20 protein-coding genes and 1 tRNA gene are annotated in these 17,529 nt (G+C 62.0%); 15 read left to right on the top strand and 6 right to left on the bottom strand.

The features are described from left to right. Positions 1–308 (bottom strand): twin-arginine translocation signal domain-containing protein (locus VGP39_RS14675; RefSeq protein WP_327568827.1); only part of this gene is annotated, 308 nt, incomplete at its 3' end. 528 nt (positions 309–836) lie between these two features. Here VGP39_RS14675 and VGP39_RS14670 point away from each other — a divergent pair. The 4 genes from VGP39_RS14670 to VGP39_RS14655 all read left to right on the top strand — a co-directional run bounded on the left by VGP39_RS14670 (position 837) and on the right by VGP39_RS14655 (position 2,633). After that, complete coding sequence (locus VGP39_RS14670; protein ID WP_327568826.1) at positions 837–1,079, top strand: DUF433 domain-containing protein; 243 nt, start codon at positions 837–839, stop codon at positions 1,077–1,079. Further along, complete coding sequence (locus tag VGP39_RS14665) at positions 1,076–1,444, top strand: DUF5615 family PIN-like protein (protein ID WP_327568825.1); 369 nt, start codon at positions 1,076–1,078, stop codon at positions 1,442–1,444. The genes VGP39_RS14670 and VGP39_RS14665 overlap by 4 nt, the downstream gene beginning before the upstream one ends. Positions 1,445–1,697: 253 nt before the next feature. Beyond that, complete coding sequence (locus tag VGP39_RS14660; RefSeq protein WP_327568824.1) at positions 1,698–1,967, top strand: hypothetical protein; 270 nt, start codon at positions 1,698–1,700, stop codon at positions 1,965–1,967. A gap of 222 nt (positions 1,968–2,189) precedes the next feature. After that, complete coding sequence (locus VGP39_RS14655; protein ID WP_327568823.1) at positions 2,190–2,633, top strand: hypothetical protein; 444 nt, start codon at positions 2,190–2,192, stop codon at positions 2,631–2,633. Between the two features lie 888 nt (positions 2,634–3,521). Here the strand turns inward: VGP39_RS14655 and VGP39_RS14650 are convergent. Then, positions 3,522–4,430, bottom strand: coding sequence for a PhzF family phenazine biosynthesis protein (locus VGP39_RS14650; protein WP_327568822.1), 909 nt, complete (start codon positions 4,428–4,430; stop codon positions 3,522–3,524). 114 nt (positions 4,431–4,544) lie between these two features. On the opposite strand from VGP39_RS14650, the gene VGP39_RS14645 reads away from it, so the two are divergent. After that, entirely contained in the window at positions 4,545–5,423 is an 879-nt protein-coding gene (locus VGP39_RS14645) for a DMT family transporter (protein WP_327568821.1), read from the top strand. 66 nt (positions 5,424–5,489) lie between these two features. Here VGP39_RS14645 and VGP39_RS14640 read toward each other — a convergent pair whose 3' ends face one another. Continuing rightward, complete coding sequence (locus VGP39_RS14640) at positions 5,490–5,744, bottom strand: hypothetical protein (RefSeq protein ID WP_327568820.1); 255 nt, start codon at positions 5,742–5,744, stop codon at positions 5,490–5,492. Between the two features lie 293 nt (positions 5,745–6,037). Between VGP39_RS14640 and VGP39_RS14635 the strand changes: the two genes are divergently transcribed. Continuing rightward, positions 6,038–6,439: a DUF2177 family protein gene (locus tag VGP39_RS14635; protein ID WP_327568819.1), complete on the top strand. Its 402-nt coding sequence runs from the start codon at positions 6,038–6,040 to the stop codon at positions 6,437–6,439. Positions 6,440–6,573: 134 nt separating this feature from the next. Here the strand turns inward: VGP39_RS14635 and VGP39_RS14630 are convergent, their stop codons facing one another. After that, complete coding sequence (locus tag VGP39_RS14630; protein WP_327568818.1) at positions 6,574–7,233, bottom strand: peroxiredoxin; 660 nt, start codon at positions 7,231–7,233, stop codon at positions 6,574–6,576. 393 nt (positions 7,234–7,626) lie between these two features. On the opposite strand from VGP39_RS14630, the gene VGP39_RS14625 reads away from it, so the two are divergent. Further along, positions 7,627–8,187 carry a hypothetical protein gene (locus VGP39_RS14625; RefSeq protein WP_414644678.1) on the top strand — a complete coding sequence of 187 codons (561 nt, stop codon included), beginning with the start codon at positions 7,627–7,629 and terminating at the stop codon, positions 8,185–8,187. Positions 8,188–8,300: 113 nt separating this feature from the next. On the opposite strand, the gene VGP39_RS14620 is transcribed toward VGP39_RS14625, so the two are convergent. Then, positions 8,301–10,151 (bottom strand): alkaline phosphatase family protein, encoded by a 1,851-nt coding sequence (locus tag VGP39_RS14620; RefSeq protein WP_327568816.1) that lies wholly within the window; start codon positions 10,149–10,151, stop codon positions 8,301–8,303. Between the two features lie 157 nt (positions 10,152–10,308). Here VGP39_RS14620 and VGP39_RS14615 point away from each other — a divergent pair, with 157 nt between their 5' ends. The 6 genes from VGP39_RS14615 (at position 10,309) to VGP39_RS14590 (ending at position 16,275) form a co-directional block, all read left to right on the top strand. Then, entirely contained in the window at positions 10,309–12,324 is a 2,016-nt protein-coding gene (locus VGP39_RS14615) for an acetyl/propionyl/methylcrotonyl-CoA carboxylase subunit alpha (protein ID WP_327568815.1), read from the top strand. 10 nt (positions 12,325–12,334) lie between these two features. Then, positions 12,335–13,213 carry an isocitrate lyase/PEP mutase family protein gene (locus VGP39_RS14610; RefSeq protein ID WP_327568814.1) on the top strand — a complete coding sequence of 293 codons (879 nt, stop codon included), beginning with the start codon at positions 12,335–12,337 and terminating at the stop codon, positions 13,211–13,213. Beyond that, a complete protein-coding gene (locus tag VGP39_RS14605; protein ID WP_327568813.1) occupies positions 13,214–13,513 on the top strand; it encodes an acylphosphatase in 300 nt (99 codons plus the stop codon). Positions 13,514–13,579: 66 nt separating this feature from the next. Further along, a complete protein-coding gene (locus tag VGP39_RS14600; RefSeq protein ID WP_327568812.1) occupies positions 13,580–14,137 on the top strand; it encodes a GbsR/MarR family transcriptional regulator in 558 nt (185 codons plus the stop codon). 144 nt (positions 14,138–14,281) lie between these two features. After that, on the top strand, positions 14,282–14,839 hold the full coding sequence (locus tag VGP39_RS14595; RefSeq protein WP_327568811.1) for a DUF4166 domain-containing protein: 558 nt from the start codon (positions 14,282–14,284) through the stop codon (positions 14,837–14,839). Further along, positions 14,839–16,275, top strand: coding sequence for a TIGR01777 family oxidoreductase (locus tag VGP39_RS14590; protein ID WP_327568828.1), 1,437 nt, complete (start codon positions 14,839–14,841; stop codon positions 16,273–16,275). Before VGP39_RS14595 ends, VGP39_RS14590 begins: the two co-directional genes overlap by 1 nt. Positions 16,276–16,290: 15 nt before the next feature. Here the strand turns inward: VGP39_RS14590 and lipB are convergent, their stop codons facing one another. Continuing rightward, positions 16,291–17,022, bottom strand: coding sequence for a lipoyl(octanoyl) transferase LipB (gene lipB / locus VGP39_RS14585; protein ID WP_327568810.1), 732 nt, complete (start codon positions 17,020–17,022; stop codon positions 16,291–16,293). Positions 17,023–17,101: 79 nt separating this feature from the next. On the opposite strand from lipB, the gene VGP39_RS14580 reads away from it, so the two are divergent. Continuing rightward, positions 17,102–17,344, top strand: a complete 243-nt coding sequence (locus tag VGP39_RS14580; RefSeq protein WP_327568809.1) for a FliM/FliN family flagellar motor switch protein — start codon at positions 17,102–17,104, stop codon at positions 17,342–17,344. Positions 17,345–17,444: 100 nt separating this feature from the next. Further along, a tRNA-Leu gene (locus VGP39_RS14575) sits at positions 17,445–17,529 on the top strand.

Raw genomic sequence — 17,529 nt, 5'->3', positions numbered from 1 at the left:
CAGCACGCGCCAGAGCGCGTTCGCGAATATCTTCCGAATAGGGTCGCGTCATCCATGCTGGCCCCCTGTTCCCAGCATGAAGTTTGAATCAGAAATCCGCTCCAATTGGAATCCCGATTCTGGTAAAAAACAACATGCTCTCTAACGGCGTTTTCGAAAGCGAGGCGGGCGGCCTTGTGGACCTCGATTGCCTCGAATATCGGATCGGCCCGGAGCGCGTTGGCAGGGATGGCGACAGCAGCGGACGTGCCCAGCGCGGCAGCAGTTGAAAGGAAACGGCGGCGGGTGGTATTGGTTGAACGGGTCATCGATTTTCTCGCTTGCCAAAGGTTGAGGGGTTCGATGGTCGGAGCCGGACGGGTGTTGACGCACCCGTCCGGCTATAGTGGTGCGTCGCGCGAAAGATGGCCCATGCACGGCTTATCCCGCGGCTCTGGACATAGCTTCGCTGTTCACGGCTTGAGCAGCCTTCTTTGCCAATGTGAGATCGGGTTACCTGCGCATTTTAGGATAGCGCCTGACTTGATCGAATTGGAATCCATGCCAATCACTACGTGAGCCCGATCCGCTACCGCATGGAAAAGGGGAGGCTATACCCAAGCCGATCTGGGGCGTCTCGGCTCGCGGCAGCGTGCTTCCGACATTCTGGCCAGGAAGCGTTCCCTCACGATGAGAATAGCCTGGAAGCTGCACCGCGAGTGTAAGATTCCGGCAGAAGCGCTGATCGGGCCGCCTCCGACCCGGAGAAGAAAGTCAGCCGTGTAAGCGCCTGACTTTGGCCCAAGGAACGGCTCTTGGATGACAGGGTGCCATGCCCGTGCTATGCATGTCCGGTCATGAACACGCTGCTTAATCGCATCGTCATCGATCCCAAGGTTTGCGGCGGCAAACCTTGCGTTAGAGGCACGCGGATTTGGGTGTCACTCATCCTCGATTTGCTGGCAGATGGAATGACAGAAGCGGAGCTGTTAGCTGAGTATCCTCAGCTCGCGCATGAAGACGTGCTCGCCGCACTCGCCTATGGGGCGGAAGCCGCACGCGAGCGCATCATTCCGGTTTCGACTGACCGGGTCGCGTGAAGTTCAAGCTTGACGAGAACATCGGACGCCGTGGCTTGGAACTCCTGAAGGCACGCGGCCACGATGTGATGACCGTGTGGGACCAGCGTCTTCACGGTGTCGCCGACGAGGAACTGTTCGAGGTATGCTTGGCCGAGAGGCGAGCGCTCATCACGCTCGATCGCGATTTCGGCCACGTTACCCGTTTTTCCCCTGAGAGGAGTGCTGGAATAGTCGTGTTGGACGTCGGGTCGAGAACCACCCTTCGAGGAATCATCGACCGACTGCAAGATTTCTTGGCCGTCCTTGAGAACCAGTCGGTCGCGGGTGCACGGTGGATCGTTGAACCAGGACGCGTGCGTGTCCACTTACGCGATGATGAGTGATGAGCCGCCGAATTCGAAGTTCGATGCTCTATCCAGCTGAGCTACGAGCGCGTGTCGCGCGCACAATAGCCGGGTAGCGCTTGAAGCCAGCCCGGAACCGCCGCGTGGGCGGGGATTTTTCCCGGGCTTATCAACAGCCTGTGGATTTTCAGTCGGATTTCGGCTGGCGCCCGGCGATGTCTGATCAGCCGCAGGAACCAGCCGCCTTCAGGCCTGTTGAGTTGGTGATAATCAAAAATTTTCGGAGGAAACCATGACCAGACTGGCGATTGCGATGCTGCTGCTGGCATCGCCGGCATTTGCGCAGGGCAATGTTACACCCGACGCCCTTCGTGACTGTCCTCCGATCGGGCAGACCGCAAAGGGCGAGATGGTCTATTCGCTCGACTGCAAGGCGCTCAAGGCTGAAAACAAGGACATCAACTACAAGCCCGACATGCCGGCGACTAATCTGCCAGAGACGGTGATTCCAAAGTCAGGGAAAGTACAGACGCCTGAAACCACCCCGACCAAGGCCAACTAGAAGGAGCGGATTGGCTCGCGGCGCCACGAAAAGACAGCCTGGAACCCGGGCTGCGCGGCATTTTTCTTGCGGTTTTCCAAAGGCTTCGCCGATTTTTGCCGAATTTTTAGCCTTTCGTGATGCTTAACGAATTTCAAACACAGTAACGCCAGAGTCTTGCCGTTGGGTGGCTTTGGCCTGCCAGCATCCCGGCAGGTCCAAACTCGGTTGTCCGTTCGATCCATGCGCATCACGCCTCTTGCACTGCTTATCCTGCTGTTCGCCGCCGCGCCGGCGCGCGCCGACCTGCGCGTCACGCGCGACCATGGCGGCTACGTCACCGAATACAAGGCGAAGTACGAGCGCATCCGCGATCGCAAGGAGCGCGTCATCATCGACGGCATCTGCAATTCGGCGTGCACGCTGGTGTTCGGCATCGTGCCCATGAACAAGGTATGCGTGACGCCGCGCGCCAGCCTCGGTTTCCACCAGGCCTATTACGACAAGGCATTCACCTTCGGCATCAAGGTGACCAGCCTGGAGGGGACTTCCGACCTGATGTCCTATTATCCGGACACCGTGAAGGACTGGATCCGCCGCAACGGCGGCCTCACCACGACCATGAAGAAGATCAAGAACGGCGAGGATCTCTGGAAGATCGTCGATCCCTGTCCGGAAGAGTTTTAGGCGGCGCCAAAGCGTCGGCGATCATCGCGCCTGTCCAGGGGAATTTTCATCGTTCACGCACTTGTGAATGCATACCTATCCCCGCCCTCAAAACCTCGCTTATCCTGCTCGCGTCCTGTCCAGTGAGGGGCGCTTCTAGAGGCGTTACTGAAGTGGGACAGAGCGAAAGCTTGGCTGGGGAGGGGTAACCCGAACCGGTCGGATGCGGCGCCCGCGGCTGTGCCTCGCAAGCATGGACCCGGGGGGCCTTGGGTAACCGCCCGAGCCCAATACGGGGCTCTGCCTTAAGTGGCTGGACGGGACAGGCGAAGGGTGGGCGAAAGCCTGCCTGGATGGCGAGCTTGCTCGCGCCTGCGCCCGGAAGAACGGTCCCAGGGACGAAGAAGTCACCGCGACGGAGCGTCCGAAGGGCGCATTTTTACTACCAAGGCGCGTCTTTCGGCGCTCCGTCTCCCCTCGAAAAGGGGAGATCAACTAAAAGCTCAACTCGCGCGGCGGCGCGAGGACGCAGGCGCTTGGCTGTTTGAAATTTGAATCAAAATTTGAAGCGAGAGCCTCTTAACCTCGCCCCGCTGTTTCGCGGGGAGAGAGCCTGCCCTCGGGCTTGACCCGAGGGTCGGCGCGAAGCGCCGGGTGAGGGGCCAGGCATTGAGCAGCCAAATCAAAAATCTATCGGGTCGAAAGGTGTCAACGCAACAAGCACGACCCGAGAGTCGTCGATTGCATTTGCCGAAGTGCCTCGCCCCTCACCCGAAGCCTTCGCTGCGCTTCGGCTTCGACCTCTCCCCGCAAGCGCGGGGCGAGGTCAAGCGCGCGCTCAATGGGGCGAGCACTCAGGAGGACGGCGGATATTTCGCAGCGGTGACAACCCAACGTGCTGCACCGTCCTCACCCCAAATCGATCGAGCCTTGCATTACCGGCACGCAGCGGCCGCCGATAAAAGTCGCCGTGACGACGCCGCCGCGTTTTTCAGCCCTTGCATGGAGCAAACTCGGACGGCCCATCTCGACGCCCTGCGCAATCGTCTTCGACAATTCCAGGTCCGGCTCGGGGCGCAGCTTTGCCAGCAATCCGATCAGCGCGACATTGGCGCTGCCGGTCGCGGGGTCTTCCGGAATGCCTTTCAGCGGCGCGAACATTCTCGCGCATATGTTGATATCGTGGTCATCGACCTGCGCGTAGATCAGGATTCCGGTGGTGCCGCGGTTTACGATGTCCTGCCGGAAAACATCGATGTGAGGCATCGCCGAAGCAAGCCCGGTCCGGCTCCTTAACTCGGCGAGGATAAAACCTGCGCCACAAGAGGCGATGCAGGGATGATGATTTTTGGTCTCGATGTCATCGACCGAAATTCCGCATGCGGAAGCGACTGCCTCGACGGGGACTTCATCGCCGACGGTCAGTAATTGCGGCGAGACCAGACGTGCGCCAGCAATCGTCGAACCATCTTTCAGCAATGAGATCGGGACAAGGCCGGCTCTTTCCTCGAAGATAACGCGGTCGCTAGCGATGGTCCGGCCATAGGTAGAGCCTGCGCGGGCCAGCACGAAGGCGGTGCCGATATTGGGATGGCCCGCAAACGGCATCTCCGCGCGCGGCGTGAAAATCCTCACCTGCGCGGTATGCGCGCTGTTTTCTGGCGGCAGCACGAAGGTGGTTTCCGCCAGGTTGAAATCGGCGGCGATGGCCTGCATTTGCTCCGTCGACAGCCCTTCCGCGTTGAGCACGACGGCGAGCGGGTTGCCGCTGAACCGGTCAGCGGTAAAAACATCGACGGTCTGAAACTGAAGGCGCATTTCAAGTGTTCCCAAGCCTCACGCGCAGCGGGTGCCGCTATGTGATTTCCAGCGAGTGGACCCGCACAATTCGTGATTGCCGCACAGCATATGATCGGGCACACGGGTCGGCAAATGAATCATGACATTGAGAAATTTGCCGCGCGCGCGGCGCCAGCGGTTTTCGTCGTGCTGTGGAGCACCGGCTTTATCGCCACCAAATATGTGCTGCACAATGCCGAGCCGCTGACCTATCTTGCGATCCGGATGGCTCTGGTGGTGGCGCTGATGGCGATCATCGTCGTGGTCGCGCGCCCGCAATGGCCGAACCGGATCGGCGTCGCGCACAGCATCGTCGCCGGCATCCTGGTGCACGGCTTCTACCTCGGCGGCACCGCAATTGCGATCGCGCATTCGATACCCGCGGGCCTTTCCGCGCTGATTCCGGGACTGCAGCCGATCCTGACCTCGACATTGGCGAACCGCTGGCTCGGCGAACGCGTGACGCCGCTGCAATGGGCCGGCCTTCTGATCGGGCTCGCCGGCGTCGTGCTGATCCTGCACGATCGTCCGATGAGCGGCGAGGCGGGATGGGGATGGTTCGCCTCCGGCGTGTCGCTGGTCAGCATCACCTTGGGCACGCTCTATCAGCGGCGCTATTGCGGCCGCATCGACTGGCGCGCCGGCAATCTGGTGCAGTACATCGCGGTCGCGATCTTCTTTGGCATCGGCGCGTGGCTGTTCGAGAACGGCGTGGTGCACTGGACCGGCGAGTTCATTCTGGCGCTGATCTGGCTCGCCGTGGTGCTGTCGCTCGGATCGATCGGATTGTTGTACTGGTTGATCCGGCGTTCCGCGGCGACGTCGGTTGCGAGTCTGTTCTATCTGGTTCCCGCGGTGACTGCCGTAATGGCCTATGTGCTGTTCGGCGAACGGCTCGATGCGGTGGCGATCGCTGGTATGGTCGCCTGCGCCGCCGCAGTATTTGTGGTCAACAAAAGCGCGCGCGTCTGACCCGACGGAAACGCAAAAAGTCTCCGGACGCTGGTTCCGGAGATTTTTGCGCGCGACGCTTAAGCGTCAGCGCTTGGACTTCTTCGCCTTCTTTTTCTTCTTGGCGGCTTTCTTCGCGGATTTCTTGCCGGCCTTCTTGGCCGCTTTTTTCGCCGACTTCTTGCCGGCCTTCTTGGCCTTCTTCGGCGTTACTTTCTTCGCAACTTTCTTGGCAGCCTTTTTGGCCTTCTTGGCTACCGACTTGGCAGCGTCCGTGGTCGCGCTGGCCGCGCTGCTCACCGCGTCCGTCGCTTTTTCGAGCATCGATTTATCGTCGTCCATATCGTCCCCCAGGGGTTATCGAAGCCGCAACGATAGCCGATTCGCAGAATCTTGAAAGAGATGCTGTGGTTAGCTTATCCCCGCCCGGACCTCGGCGGAGGGCTGCCAGCGCCCGCTCGCGCCCGGCCCTGTGGTCGATCAGCCGCTCGGGCAGGTCTCGACGAGGGTGACGGCGGCGCCCGCAGCTCACGCGGCGTCGCGGTCCATGGCTGGTGCATCTGTCGGGAGCCCGACATTGCAACCCTACGCGATCCTGCACGTAAATAGGGCAATTACCGGCGCTGGAGGGCGATGTGAAGCGATATGCGGTTCTTTATCTGGCGACGCTGGTCGTCATCATTCCCATCGATTTCCTGTTCCTCGGCCTCGTCGCCAAGAGCTTTTTCGCCTCCCAGGTCGGCGACATGCTAGGCGAGATCAGGCTCACGCCAGCGATCCTGTTCTATCTGCTCTATGTGGTGGGAATTTTGATCTTTGTCAGCGGCCCGCCCGACGCGACGTGGCAATCGACGCTGCTATATGGCGCGCTGTTCGGATTGTTTTGCTATGCGACCTTCGACCTCACCTCGTTGTCGCTGCTCAGGCACTGGACCTGGCCGGTGGCAATCATCGACGTGTCATGGGGATCGTTCGTCACCGCGGTCTCGTCCACGCTTGGGCTGATCATCGCAAACGGGATCGCGCCGAAGCTCTGAACCGCGGCGAGCGCGATTCCGTAGGGTGGGCAAAGCGAAGCGTGCCCACCAATCCACTTCAACAATTTGAAATCCCTCGCTGTGGTGGGCACGGCGCAAGCGCGCCTTTGACCACCCTACGGAATTGCGCTGGTTTATTGCGGCTGCGGCACGATACGGATGTACGGCTTCGGCGATTTCCAGCCCTGCGGATAGATCGTCTTGGCCTCGTCATCGGTCACCGAACCGGCGATGATGACATCCTCGCCCTGTTTCCAGTCGGCGGGGGTCGCGACGCGATGCTTGGCGGTCATCTGCAGGGAATCGATTACCCGCAATATTTCCTGGAAATTACGCCCCGTCGTCATCGGATAGACCAGCACCAGTTTTATCTTTTTGTCCGGCCCGATGATGAAGACGTTGCGCACGGTGGCGTTATCGGCGGCGCTGCGGGTGTTGGCGTCGCCTGACGTACTGGCCGGCAGCATGTCGTAGAGTTTCGAGACGTTCAGGTCGGTGTCGCCGATCATCGGAAAATTCGGCGCCGCGCCCTGGGTTTCCTTGATGTCCTCGGACCATTTCGCGTGCTTGTCGACGGGATCGACGCTAAGCCCGATCAGCTTGATGCCGCGCTTGTCGAATTCGGGCTTGAGCTTGGCCAGCGCACCGAGTTCGGTGGTGCAGACCGGCGTGAAATCCTTCGGGTGGGAGAACAAAAGCGCCCAACTGTTGCCGATCCAGTCATGGAACTTGATCTTGCCGTCGGTGGTTTCGGCCTCGAAATCCGGGGCCACAGCGCCAATCTGAAGAGCCATGTTTCGACCTCATGTCATTCAAGTTAAAGATGAATTCGTATCGCAATATAGCGCGCGGGGTGGGCAAGCGGAATGGCCTGCCGCAAAAGGACAATATCCTTCTCCAGCGGGGGTTGCGGCTGGAATCTTCTTTTGATACGTCCCTGCGCTGCGGAAAAACCACTGCGGCATCAAAAGCTTCATTGCCCCGCTTTTGCCGCTTGCGCGCCGCAACCCCGCCGGACGAGGTTGCGACATCCCCGAACCCTGACCGAGATCACAGCGACCAATCGGCAACCATGTAAAAAAGACGCCTTTGCGGTGTCGATCGATTAACCACTCGTTTACGCCCGCATGGAAATGCTGGGACGAAGAAGAAAAAAGAGAACAGTACCCATGTCTGCCCCCGCTGGAATGTCTGCCGAACCGATCGCCGCAGTAACCTCGAAGATTTCCTGCCGTAAAACCGCGGCGCAAGCCCTCGCCATCGTTCGTGACGGCGTCATCACCGGCGAGGGACCGACCACCAAGGGCCGTATCCATTTTTCCCGCGCGCTGGACGCCGCCGACGCCGCCTGGTGCGCGCGCATTCTCACCGCGAGCGCGGTCGAGCACCAGCCGGTCAGCCGCGCCGAGGCCGAAGCACTGTTCGAGATCAACGATGCCGCCTCCGAGCGCAGCGATGACGGGCTGTTCGACGATCTGTTCGCCAAGGCGGTCGTGCATCACGCAGCTTCCGCCTCGGGCCTGCCGGTGCCGTCGCGCACCGTTGCGCTGTCGCCGGAGACCGCGATCGAGAGTTGGGCGCCCACCCGGGCGGTCGGTGTCGAACCCGAAGTACTGGAATGGATCGCCAGCCAGATGCGCGGCCGGCGCCGCAGCAACCACACCTTGATGAGACTGGTCGCGACGATTGTCGGCGCGGCCACGCTACCGCTGACGCACATCCCGAACGTGTTCGACATCGGGATGTAAGCCGGCGGATCTCGTTCGTCATGTCCGCGCTCGTCGCTGGCATCCACGTCTTTTTTCCCTCGTTGCAGCAAGCAAGACGTGGATGGCCGGGACAAGCCCGGCCAGGACGGAAACTACTTTCCCGCCGTTTTCTGTCTGCCGGCCTCCACTTCAAGGCCGAGCGTCCGCCCCGGAAATCCCGCCGCATCGAAGTAGCGCTGGCTCTCGACGCGCTGGAATTGCAGCACCGTCTTCAGGCCGTTTGCCGACATACGCGAACTGACGCTGCCGCTGGTGCTGCGGGGCGTCGCGCCGTTGGGCATCGCCTCCGTCATCACCCGGCCGATCAGATTGCCCTTCGGCTTCGGTGTGAGGCCTAGAAGCCGCGCGGCGGTGGCGCCGACATCGGCATTGCTGACCGGCAGCTCGTCGACATAGCCGGCCTTGAAGTCGGGCCCCATCGCCGCCATGAAATTCATGGTATCGCCGCGGCTGAAACTGCCGTGCATGCCCTGGCCCTGCCGCAGCACGGTATCGGCAACTGCGACGGAGCAATTGGTCGGCTCATCGCATCCGCTAGACCAGGAGCGGAAATTGACGACGATGGCTGGGTGCGGTGTGACGGCCTTGCCGCGGAGGCCGAGCTGCGACATCGGCAGCGCGCCGGAGAAGCGTCCGAGGTCGTCCTCCACGAACAGCCCGCTGACATAGTCCTGCTCCAGCAGCGCCTTGACGATGCGTCCCGCCAGCTTGCGGTCGTTGTTCGGCAGATAGATCAGGTCGGAGCCGCCGTTGGTGGCGACCACCACGTCGGGCTTTGCCGGATCCTTGCCGAGCAACCCGTTGCCCGCCCTGGGATGAGCATTGTCGGCAACCGGCGCGTTCTTGTCGTTCGGATCGAACAGCGGCAGCTTTAGCGCCTTGGCGAGATCGATCGCAAGAAAGCCCATCGGGAGAAAACCGTTCGGAGTATCCTCATATGATATTTTGGCCGACGGACTGGTCTTGCTCTCCTTCGAAATCGTCGAAAAACCGTGATCGGAAGCGACCATGATGTTGGTCGAAGCAGCGAGGCCTAGATTGTCGAGCGCCCGGCGCAACTGCGCCAGGTTGTTGTCGGCATTCTTGATGCCGGCTAGCGAAGTCGGTCCGTTGATGCCCGGCGTGATCGTGTTGAGGCTGTCGCCGGTGTTGTGCTGGCTGCCGTCGGGATCGCGCGACCAGAACACCAGCACGAACGGCTTGTTGCGGGCCTTGAACATCGGCAGCACCACCTTGGTGGCCACCTCGGCCATGTAAGCCTGTTGCGCGACGTTGGCGGACGTGGTGCCCGGCGTCTTGGCGTCCCCTGCCTTGCCGTTTTCTCCGCGCGGCGGCGTTGCGAGCGGGAGATCGGCTTTCGTGAGCGCAGCCTGCATCTCCTGCGACAGCGGAACGCCATTCTTGCCGCCGGTGGCGTCGTCGACCACGACCGAATGCAGGCCGTCGGCGCCGGTCTTGTCGGTGTGATCGAAAAGAAAGGTGGGCCCGTGTTTGCCGATCGCCGCGGTGCTGTAGCCCTTGTCCCGCGCCATTTTCAAGATGGTTTCTTCATTCATGTAATTGCCGCCGAAATGCTCATCCACGTCGAGCATGACCGGGTTGACCTCGAGAAAAGGCACCACGGTGCCATTGGCGTGCGCGACGGGATAGCCGGTGTAGATCGTATTGCTGAAGGTTCCGGTATCGCCGAGATAATGGCCGGTCGCCATGGCCGAGCCGTTCGCCATGGTGAAGGTCGGAAACAGCGAGTGTGGGTTCCTGAAATTGACGCCCCTGTCGCGAACCTCGGCCATTGCCGGCGCGGTCTGCGGCGTGACAATGCGTGCGCGCAGTCCGTCCGGCACGAACAGGACGAGGTTTCTGGGCGTGTCGTTTTGCGCTGACACCCCTGCTGCGGAGAGGACGGTCAAAGCGACGGATAGCAGCACGATTGCGCGGCGCATCAAACTCTCCCCTGCGAGGCAAATTCCGGCCCAAACAGCCGTTGCTTCTCTTTAGTTTTTCTGTACGACGGAATTGTTACATCCGCCCCCGCATGCCAGATTGCGACCCCGGCCGCAGAAACTGGACCCCGCCCTTCGGTTGCAAGTAAAATAGCACATGTTCAAACGAATTCTGATCGCCAATCGCGGCGAGATCGCCTGCCGGGTCATCAAGACTGCTCGCCGGATGGGGATCGAAACTGTCGCCGTCTACTCGGAAGCCGACCGCGACGCGCTCCATGTCGAAATGGCGGACGACGCGGTCCCGATCGGGCCGCCGGCCGCCGCGGAAAGCTACCTGGTGATTGACAAGATCGTCGAGGCCTGCCGCAAGACCGGCACCGAGGCGGTGCATCCCGGCTACGGGTTCCTGTCGGAACGCGAAGCCTTTCCACTTGCACTTGAAGGTGCCGGCATCGTCTTCATCGGCCCCAATCCGGGCGCCATTGCTGCGATGGGCGACAAGATCGAATCCAAGAAGGCTGCGGCGAAAGCCAACGTCTCGACGGTGCCCGGCCATCTCGGCGTTATCGAGGACGAGAAGCACGCGGTGAAGATCGCCGACGAGATCGGCTATCCCGTGATGATCAAGGCGTCCGCCGGCGGCGGCGGCAAGGGCATGCGCATCGCCCATTCGACCTCGGAAGTGGCCGAAGGTTTTGGTCTGGCGAAGGCCGAAGCCAAATCGTCGTTCGGCGACGATCGCGTCTTCATCGAGAAGTTCATCGTCGATCCCCGCCACATCGAGATCCAGGTGCTCGGCGACAAGCACGGCAACGTGATCTATCTGGGCGAGCGCGAATGCTCGATCCAGCGCCGCAATCAGAAGGTGATCGAGGAGGCGCCGTCGCCGTTATTGGACGGAACCACACGGCGCAAGATGGGCGAGCAGGCGGTGGCACTGGCCAGGGCGGTAAACTACGATTCCGCCGGCACCGTCGAATTCGTCGCCGGTCAGGACAAGAGCTTCTTTTTCCTCGAAATGAACACGCGGCTGCAGGTCGAGCATCCCGTCACCGAATTGATCACGGGGATCGACCTCGTTGAGCAGATGATCCGGGTCGCTGCCGGAGAGAAACTTGCGCTGGCGCAGAACGACGTGACGCTGACGGGATGGGCGGTCGAATCGCGGGTCTATGCCGAAGATCCGTTCCGCAACTTCCTCCCCTCGATCGGGCGCCTGATAAAATACCGGCCGCCGGTCGAGAGCAGCATCGACGGCATCACCGTGCGCAACGACACCGGCGTGCAGGAGGGCGGCGAAATCTCGATCTATTATGATCCGATGATCGCCAAGCTCGTCACTCACGCGCCGTCGCGTGCCGCCGCCATCGAGGCGCAGGCGACCGCGCTGGATTCGTTCTACATCGAGGGCATCCGCCACAACATTCCGTTCCTGTCGGCGCTGATGCATCATCCGCGCTGGCGCGAGGGCAATCTTTCCACCGGTTTCATCGCAGAGGAATTTCCGAAAGGTTTTGCCGTGCGCGAGCCGGAAGGCGAGATCGCGCGCCGGCTCGCGGCGGTCGCAGCCGCCGTCGATCACGTGCTCGGCGAACGCAAGCGGCAGATCTCCGGCCAGATGATCGGCCGCCCGGTGCAGCGTGAACGCCGCCGCGCGGTATGGCTGGAGCGCAACGAAATCGCGCTGGAGGTTGCGCGTGAAGGCGAGGGCATCGCGGTTCGTTTTGTCGGTAGCGACGGCGGCCTGGGCGCTTCGCATCAACTGGTCTCGCCGTGGAAACCGGGCGATCCGGTGTGGCAGGGCACTGTCGATGGCCACATGATCGCGATGCAGGTGCGGCCGATCGCAAGCGGCATCCGCCTCGCGCATCAGGGCTTCGAGGTCGCGGTCAATGTTTTCACCGAGAGCGAGGCCGCGGCGGCGCAATTGATGCCGGTGGGTACCAAGGCGGACACCGGCAAGAAGCTGTTGTGCCCGATGCCCGGCCTCGTGGTTTCGATCGCGGTGACCGAGGGGCAGGAGGTCAAGGCCGGCGAAACGCTGGCGGTGGTCGAGGCCATGAAGATGCAGAACGTGCTGCGCGCCGAGCGCGACGGCACGGTAAAGAAAATTCACGCCACGGCCGGCGCGACGCTGGCGGTCGACGCCCTGATCCTCGAATTCGCGTGAGAGATCCACGATGCCGTTCCGCAAACGCCGCGACACCCTGCGAAAGATTCTTTCGGGATCGACATGCATCCGGCCGGGTTCGGTCTATGACGCGATTTCGATGCGCATCGCCGAAGACCTCGGCTTCGAGGTCGGCATGTTCGGCGGCTCGGTGGCGTCGCTGGCGGTGCTCGGCGATCCCGACGTTACGCTGATCACGTTGACCGAATTGGCCGAACAGATGCGGCGGATGTCGCGCGCCTCATCGCTGCCGGTGATCGTTGACGCCGACCACGGCTATGGCAACGCATTGAACGTCCGCCGTACCGTGCAGGAACTGGAGGCGGCCGGTGCCGCCGGCCTCACCATCGAGGACACGCTGCTGCCGCAGGCCTATGGTGTCAGCGAGCCGCAACTCATTCCGGTCGAGGAGGGCGTCGGCAAGATGAAGGCCGCGCTTGATGCGCGCGGCGATCCGTCGCTGGTGGTGATGGGGCGCACGGGAACGCGAGGCGGCGGTCCTTCGGCTGGGAGCCTTGACGATTGCGTTGCGCGCGCCAAGGCCTATGAAGCTGCGGGCGTTGACGCGCTGTTCTTCACCGGCTTGAAAACCGGCGCGGAGCTTGAGACAATTTCGGCCGCGACGACGCTGCCGATCGTTCTCGGAAATCCCCAGGGCGAACTGAACGATGCGGAATTTCTGATCGGCCAGCGGGTGCGGATCGCGTTGCAGGGCCACGCTCCGTTCGCCGCGGCGACCCAGGCCGTCTACGAAACGCTGAAGGCGTTGCGCGACGGGACGCCGCCGAAGGAGTTGAAAGGCCTCGCGTCATCGGACCTGATGGGCCGCGTCACGCGCGAGCCCGCGGCAAAACAGCGCGGCGCGGATTTTCTCGGACTGAAGCGATAGATGAGCGATGTCATCCGCCATGTCCTGATCCGGGGTACCGTTCAAGGCGTCGGATTTCGCTACTGGACGAGACGCACGGCGAGCGCGCGCGGGCTGCAGGGCTGGGTGCGCAATCGCGGCAGGGACGGCGTCGAGGCGGTATTCGCCGGCCCCGAACAAGCCGTGGCCGAAATGATCGCGCTGTGCCGTCGCGGCCCGGCATCGGCACGGGTCGTTGCAGTCGAAGAGATCGCCGCCCAACCGGACGCGCTGGACCTGCGCCGGCGGGATGAGCGGTTTTCGGAACTGCCGACGGTCTGACGACATCACGCTGCGATTCGAAAATCATGGCTTGACATTCGGCTATTATCGTCAGATATTTCTGTCGTGACAGAAACAACAGTCAAAAAGAAATTGCCGGCCGCCGTCGAGCGGTTTGTCCTGCATTGGGGCGACATGGGCGACGAGTGGGGCGTCAATCGCTCGGTGAGCCAGATTCACGGTCTGCTCTATCTGTCCGAAGCACCGATGACGGCCGACGACATCGCGGACACGCTGGGCATGGCGCGATCCAACGTTTCCAACTCCATCCGGGAGCTTCTGTCCTGGAATTTGATCCGGCGCGTCCCGATCATGGGAGACCGCCGCGATCACTATGAAGCGGAGACGGATATCTGGGAGGTGGCTGCCCGAATTGCCGCCGGCCGCAAGGTGCGGGAGATCGACCCGGCCGTGGAGGCCTTGCGTGCCTGCGTCATCGATGCCGCCGACGATCCGACGATCAGTTCGGTTGCGAGCAAACGGCTGAAGGAAATGCTGGCTTTCACCGAACTGGTCGATCGCTGGTACGCGCAGATGCTGACCGTCCCGAGGCCCAGGCTGGTTGCCTTGATGAGACTGGGCGAAAAGATCGTCAGTTTCCTGCCCGGGGGGAAATCCAGATAGGGCGTCGGGTTGCTGGAGCGGAGGATGGCTTTGCGAAGCAGGATATCGAAGCCTCTCATTTATCCCGACCCCGGGCAGGGTCGCGATGCAGCCCTCCACGACCTTCGCTTTCGCAGTTTGCTCCCCGACGACGACTGGAAACGCTTGCCGCCGGCTACCCGGCAACGGTTTTCCAAGCGCCTTGCGGACGGCCGCACCGCCGTTTACGTCGGCGAGGTCATCGAGATCGGCTTTAGCCGGATCGGCTGGTGGCTTGCGCAGATTGCGCGACTGATCGGCGGGCCGCTTCCGATCAGCACCGATGCGCATGTCCCAAGCATCGTAACGGTGACTGAAGATGCCGCGACAAGCGGCCAGATCTGGACGCGGATTTACGCGCGCCGCAACGGGTTTCCGCAGGTCATTCACTCATCGAAGCGTTTCGCCGGACCCACCGGCCTTGAGGAATATCTCGGCTTTGGCATCGGCATGGCGCTACGGATTGTTGTCGATGGACAGGCCCTGCTGTTTCGCGGCGCCGGATATTTTGTGCAGGCCGGGCGTCTGAAGTTCTGGTTGCCGGCGTTCCTCACGCCCGGCGCCTTGACGGTGACTCACACCGACCTCGGCGGTGGAGAATTTCAGTTCACGCTGGAGATCGTCCATCCCCGCTTTGGCATGCTTGTTCGCCAGTCGGCCGTCTTCAGGGAGGCGACGCCATGATCTCATCGCTGCTGTGGAGCTTGATCGCCATTCAGATCGTGATGGGCGCGTTCGATACGTTTTACCATCATGAGATGACCGAGCGCCTGGCGTGGCGGCCTTCGCAGCGTCATGAGCTTCGGCTCCACAGCATCCGCAATATGCTCTACGCCCTGCTGTTCCTGACGCTCGGCTGGTCGGAAGTCCACGGCTTTTGGGCGATGATCGTGATTGCGGTTCTTGTCGTGGAAGTCATCGTCACGCTGATGGATTTCGTCGAAGAGGATATCAGCCGGAAGCTTCCGGCGAGCGAGCGGATCAACCACACGCTGCTGGCGCTGAATTACGGCGCCATCCTCGTTCTGCTGCTGCCGATTCTGGTCGGATGGGCTGGCCAGCCCACCGGCATCCAACCGGCATTTCATGGTTTCTGGAGCATCCTTGCGGCGGTGGCCGCCGTTGGAGCGGGATTTGGCGGCGTGCGCGATTTCGCAGCATCCAAACGCCTCGCGCGGTTAGGCAAGGCATCTGCGAGCGGCCTCATGAAAGATTTATCGGAACGACAGACGATCCTGGTCACAGGGGCGACCGGTTTCATCGGCAGCCGGCTTGTTGCGAGTCTCGCCGACGCCGGTCATCAGGTCATCGCGCTTATCCGAAATCCAGCCAAGGCGGATAGTCTGGTGCCGCCGATTAGCCTGGTTACCAGCCTCGATCAGTTGCCTGCCGATGCGAAGATCGATGCCATCATCAATCTTGCAGGTGAGCCGATCGGCAACGGGTTGTGGACCGAGGAAAAACGCCGAAAGATTCTCGATTCCCGGATCGGCATGACCGACGACGTCGTCGGGTTGATTGCACGCCTTGAACGCCGGCCTGCCGTGCTGGTCAATGGTTCGGCAATCGGCTGGTATGGTCTTTGGCAGGATCAGCCATTGACGGAGTCCGCAAAATCGCACGGCTGTTTCAGCCATGAACTGTGCGCCGCCTGGGAGCAGGCGGCGAGCCGGGCCGCGGAATACGGCGTCAGGGTCGTCTACCTGCGGATCGGTCTGGTGATCGGGACCGAAGGCGGATTGCTGACGCGAATGCTCACGCCGTTCGAGTTCGGTCTTGGCGGTCCGATCGGATCAGGCAAGCAGTGGATGTCCTGGATCGAACGCGACGACCTCGTTCGCCTGATCGCGCATGCGCTGGCAAAGCCGGATCTCTCGGGGCCGATCAATGCGACGGCGCCGATACCGGTTACGAACAGGAAATTCACCGAAGAGCTCGGCCGGCGGCTGCAGCGGCCCGCGGTCTTTCGCATTCCGGCGGCGCTGCTCCATCGTGTGGCCGGCGATTTCGCCGACGAGCTTCTGCTCGGAGGACAGCGCGTCATCCCGAACAAGGCGTTGAGCACCGGCTTCGTGTTTCGCCATGAAACCTTGCGAAGTGCCTTCGAGGCCATTTTGTGAAAGGGGCCCTGAGCTTCAGTCAGGCTGTACTTCCGGCAGGCGCGCGCTCAAAGCGCCGAACACCTTCGCGAATGCCTGCCGGAGCGCGATATCGACATCATCCATGGTCACGGCAAGCCCGAGATCGGCCAGGCTGGTGACGCCGTAGCGCGGGTCGGCTACGCCACACGGCACGATCGAGCAAAAGTGCTCCAGGTTCGGCGCGACGTTGATTGAGATGCCGTGGAGCGACACCCAGCGCCGCAACCGCACGCCGATGGCGGCGATCTTGTCCTCGCGCCCAGGTCCCTTGTCCGGCCGCGCGACCCAGACCCCGACGCGATCCTCGCGCCGCTCGCCCGGCACATTGAAGGCGGCAAGCGCCCGGATGATCCACTCCTCGAGACCGGCCACATAGGCCCGCACGTCCGGCTGCCGCCGCTTCAGGTCCAACATCACATAGGCGACCCGCTGGCCTGGGCCGTGATAGGTCAACTGTCCGCCCCGGCCGGCCGAAAACAGCGGAAACCGGGCGTCGAGCAGGTCGGCGTCCTTGCCGCTGGTGCCGGACGTGTAGAGTGGGGGGTGTTCCAGCAGCCAGACCAGCTCCGGCGCTTCGCGGTTCGCGATCGCCGCCGCGCGCGCTTCCATCGCGGCCACCGCCTCGGGATAGGGCACCGGCGCGGTTGAAACCCGCCACTCGACCGCGGCGCCGCCGGCGGGCCGGGCAAACGTCGTCAAATCTAGGCTTTGGCGGTCATTAACCATTGGCTAACCATAACGTGGTGATCTGGAACCTGGCAATTTTCCGCATTTGTGCGTGTCGTTGCAGCGTGGTGGTTCAGAAGTGCCAACCCTCGATAAAGTTTCGGTCGATCTCATGGTGGTGCTCGGGACCACCTCGATGCCCATTCATCAGGTAATGCGGCTCAGCCGCGGCGCCATCATCGAACTGGACGCCACCGAGCAGGACGAGGTCAAGGTGCTGGCCAACAACCTGCCCATCGCCAGCGGCGTGGTGTTGGTGGACCGCAACCGGATCGCGGTCGAAGTCAAGCAAATGCTGCCCCGGACGCCGGGCGCAAGGTAGTCGGCAGGGCCGCCGCTGGGCCTTGTCCCTCCATCCCCGATTTGTTACATCGGCGCCGTCGATCCGGCCGGGCGCAAGCCCGACCCATCCATCGATCCTTGCGCTCGTGGCGGAATTGGTAGACGCGCTGCCTTGAGGTGGCAGTGAGTAAAATCGTGGGGGTTCGAGTCCCTCCGAGCGCACCA

Origin of the sequence: Bradyrhizobium sp., from assembly GCF_036009065.1 — a bacterium.
Classification (GTDB): domain Bacteria; phylum Pseudomonadota; class Alphaproteobacteria; order Rhizobiales; family Xanthobacteraceae; genus Bradyrhizobium.
Note: the sequence above shows the minus strand (reverse complement) of the source record. Positions and strands in the feature narration are given on the sequence as shown.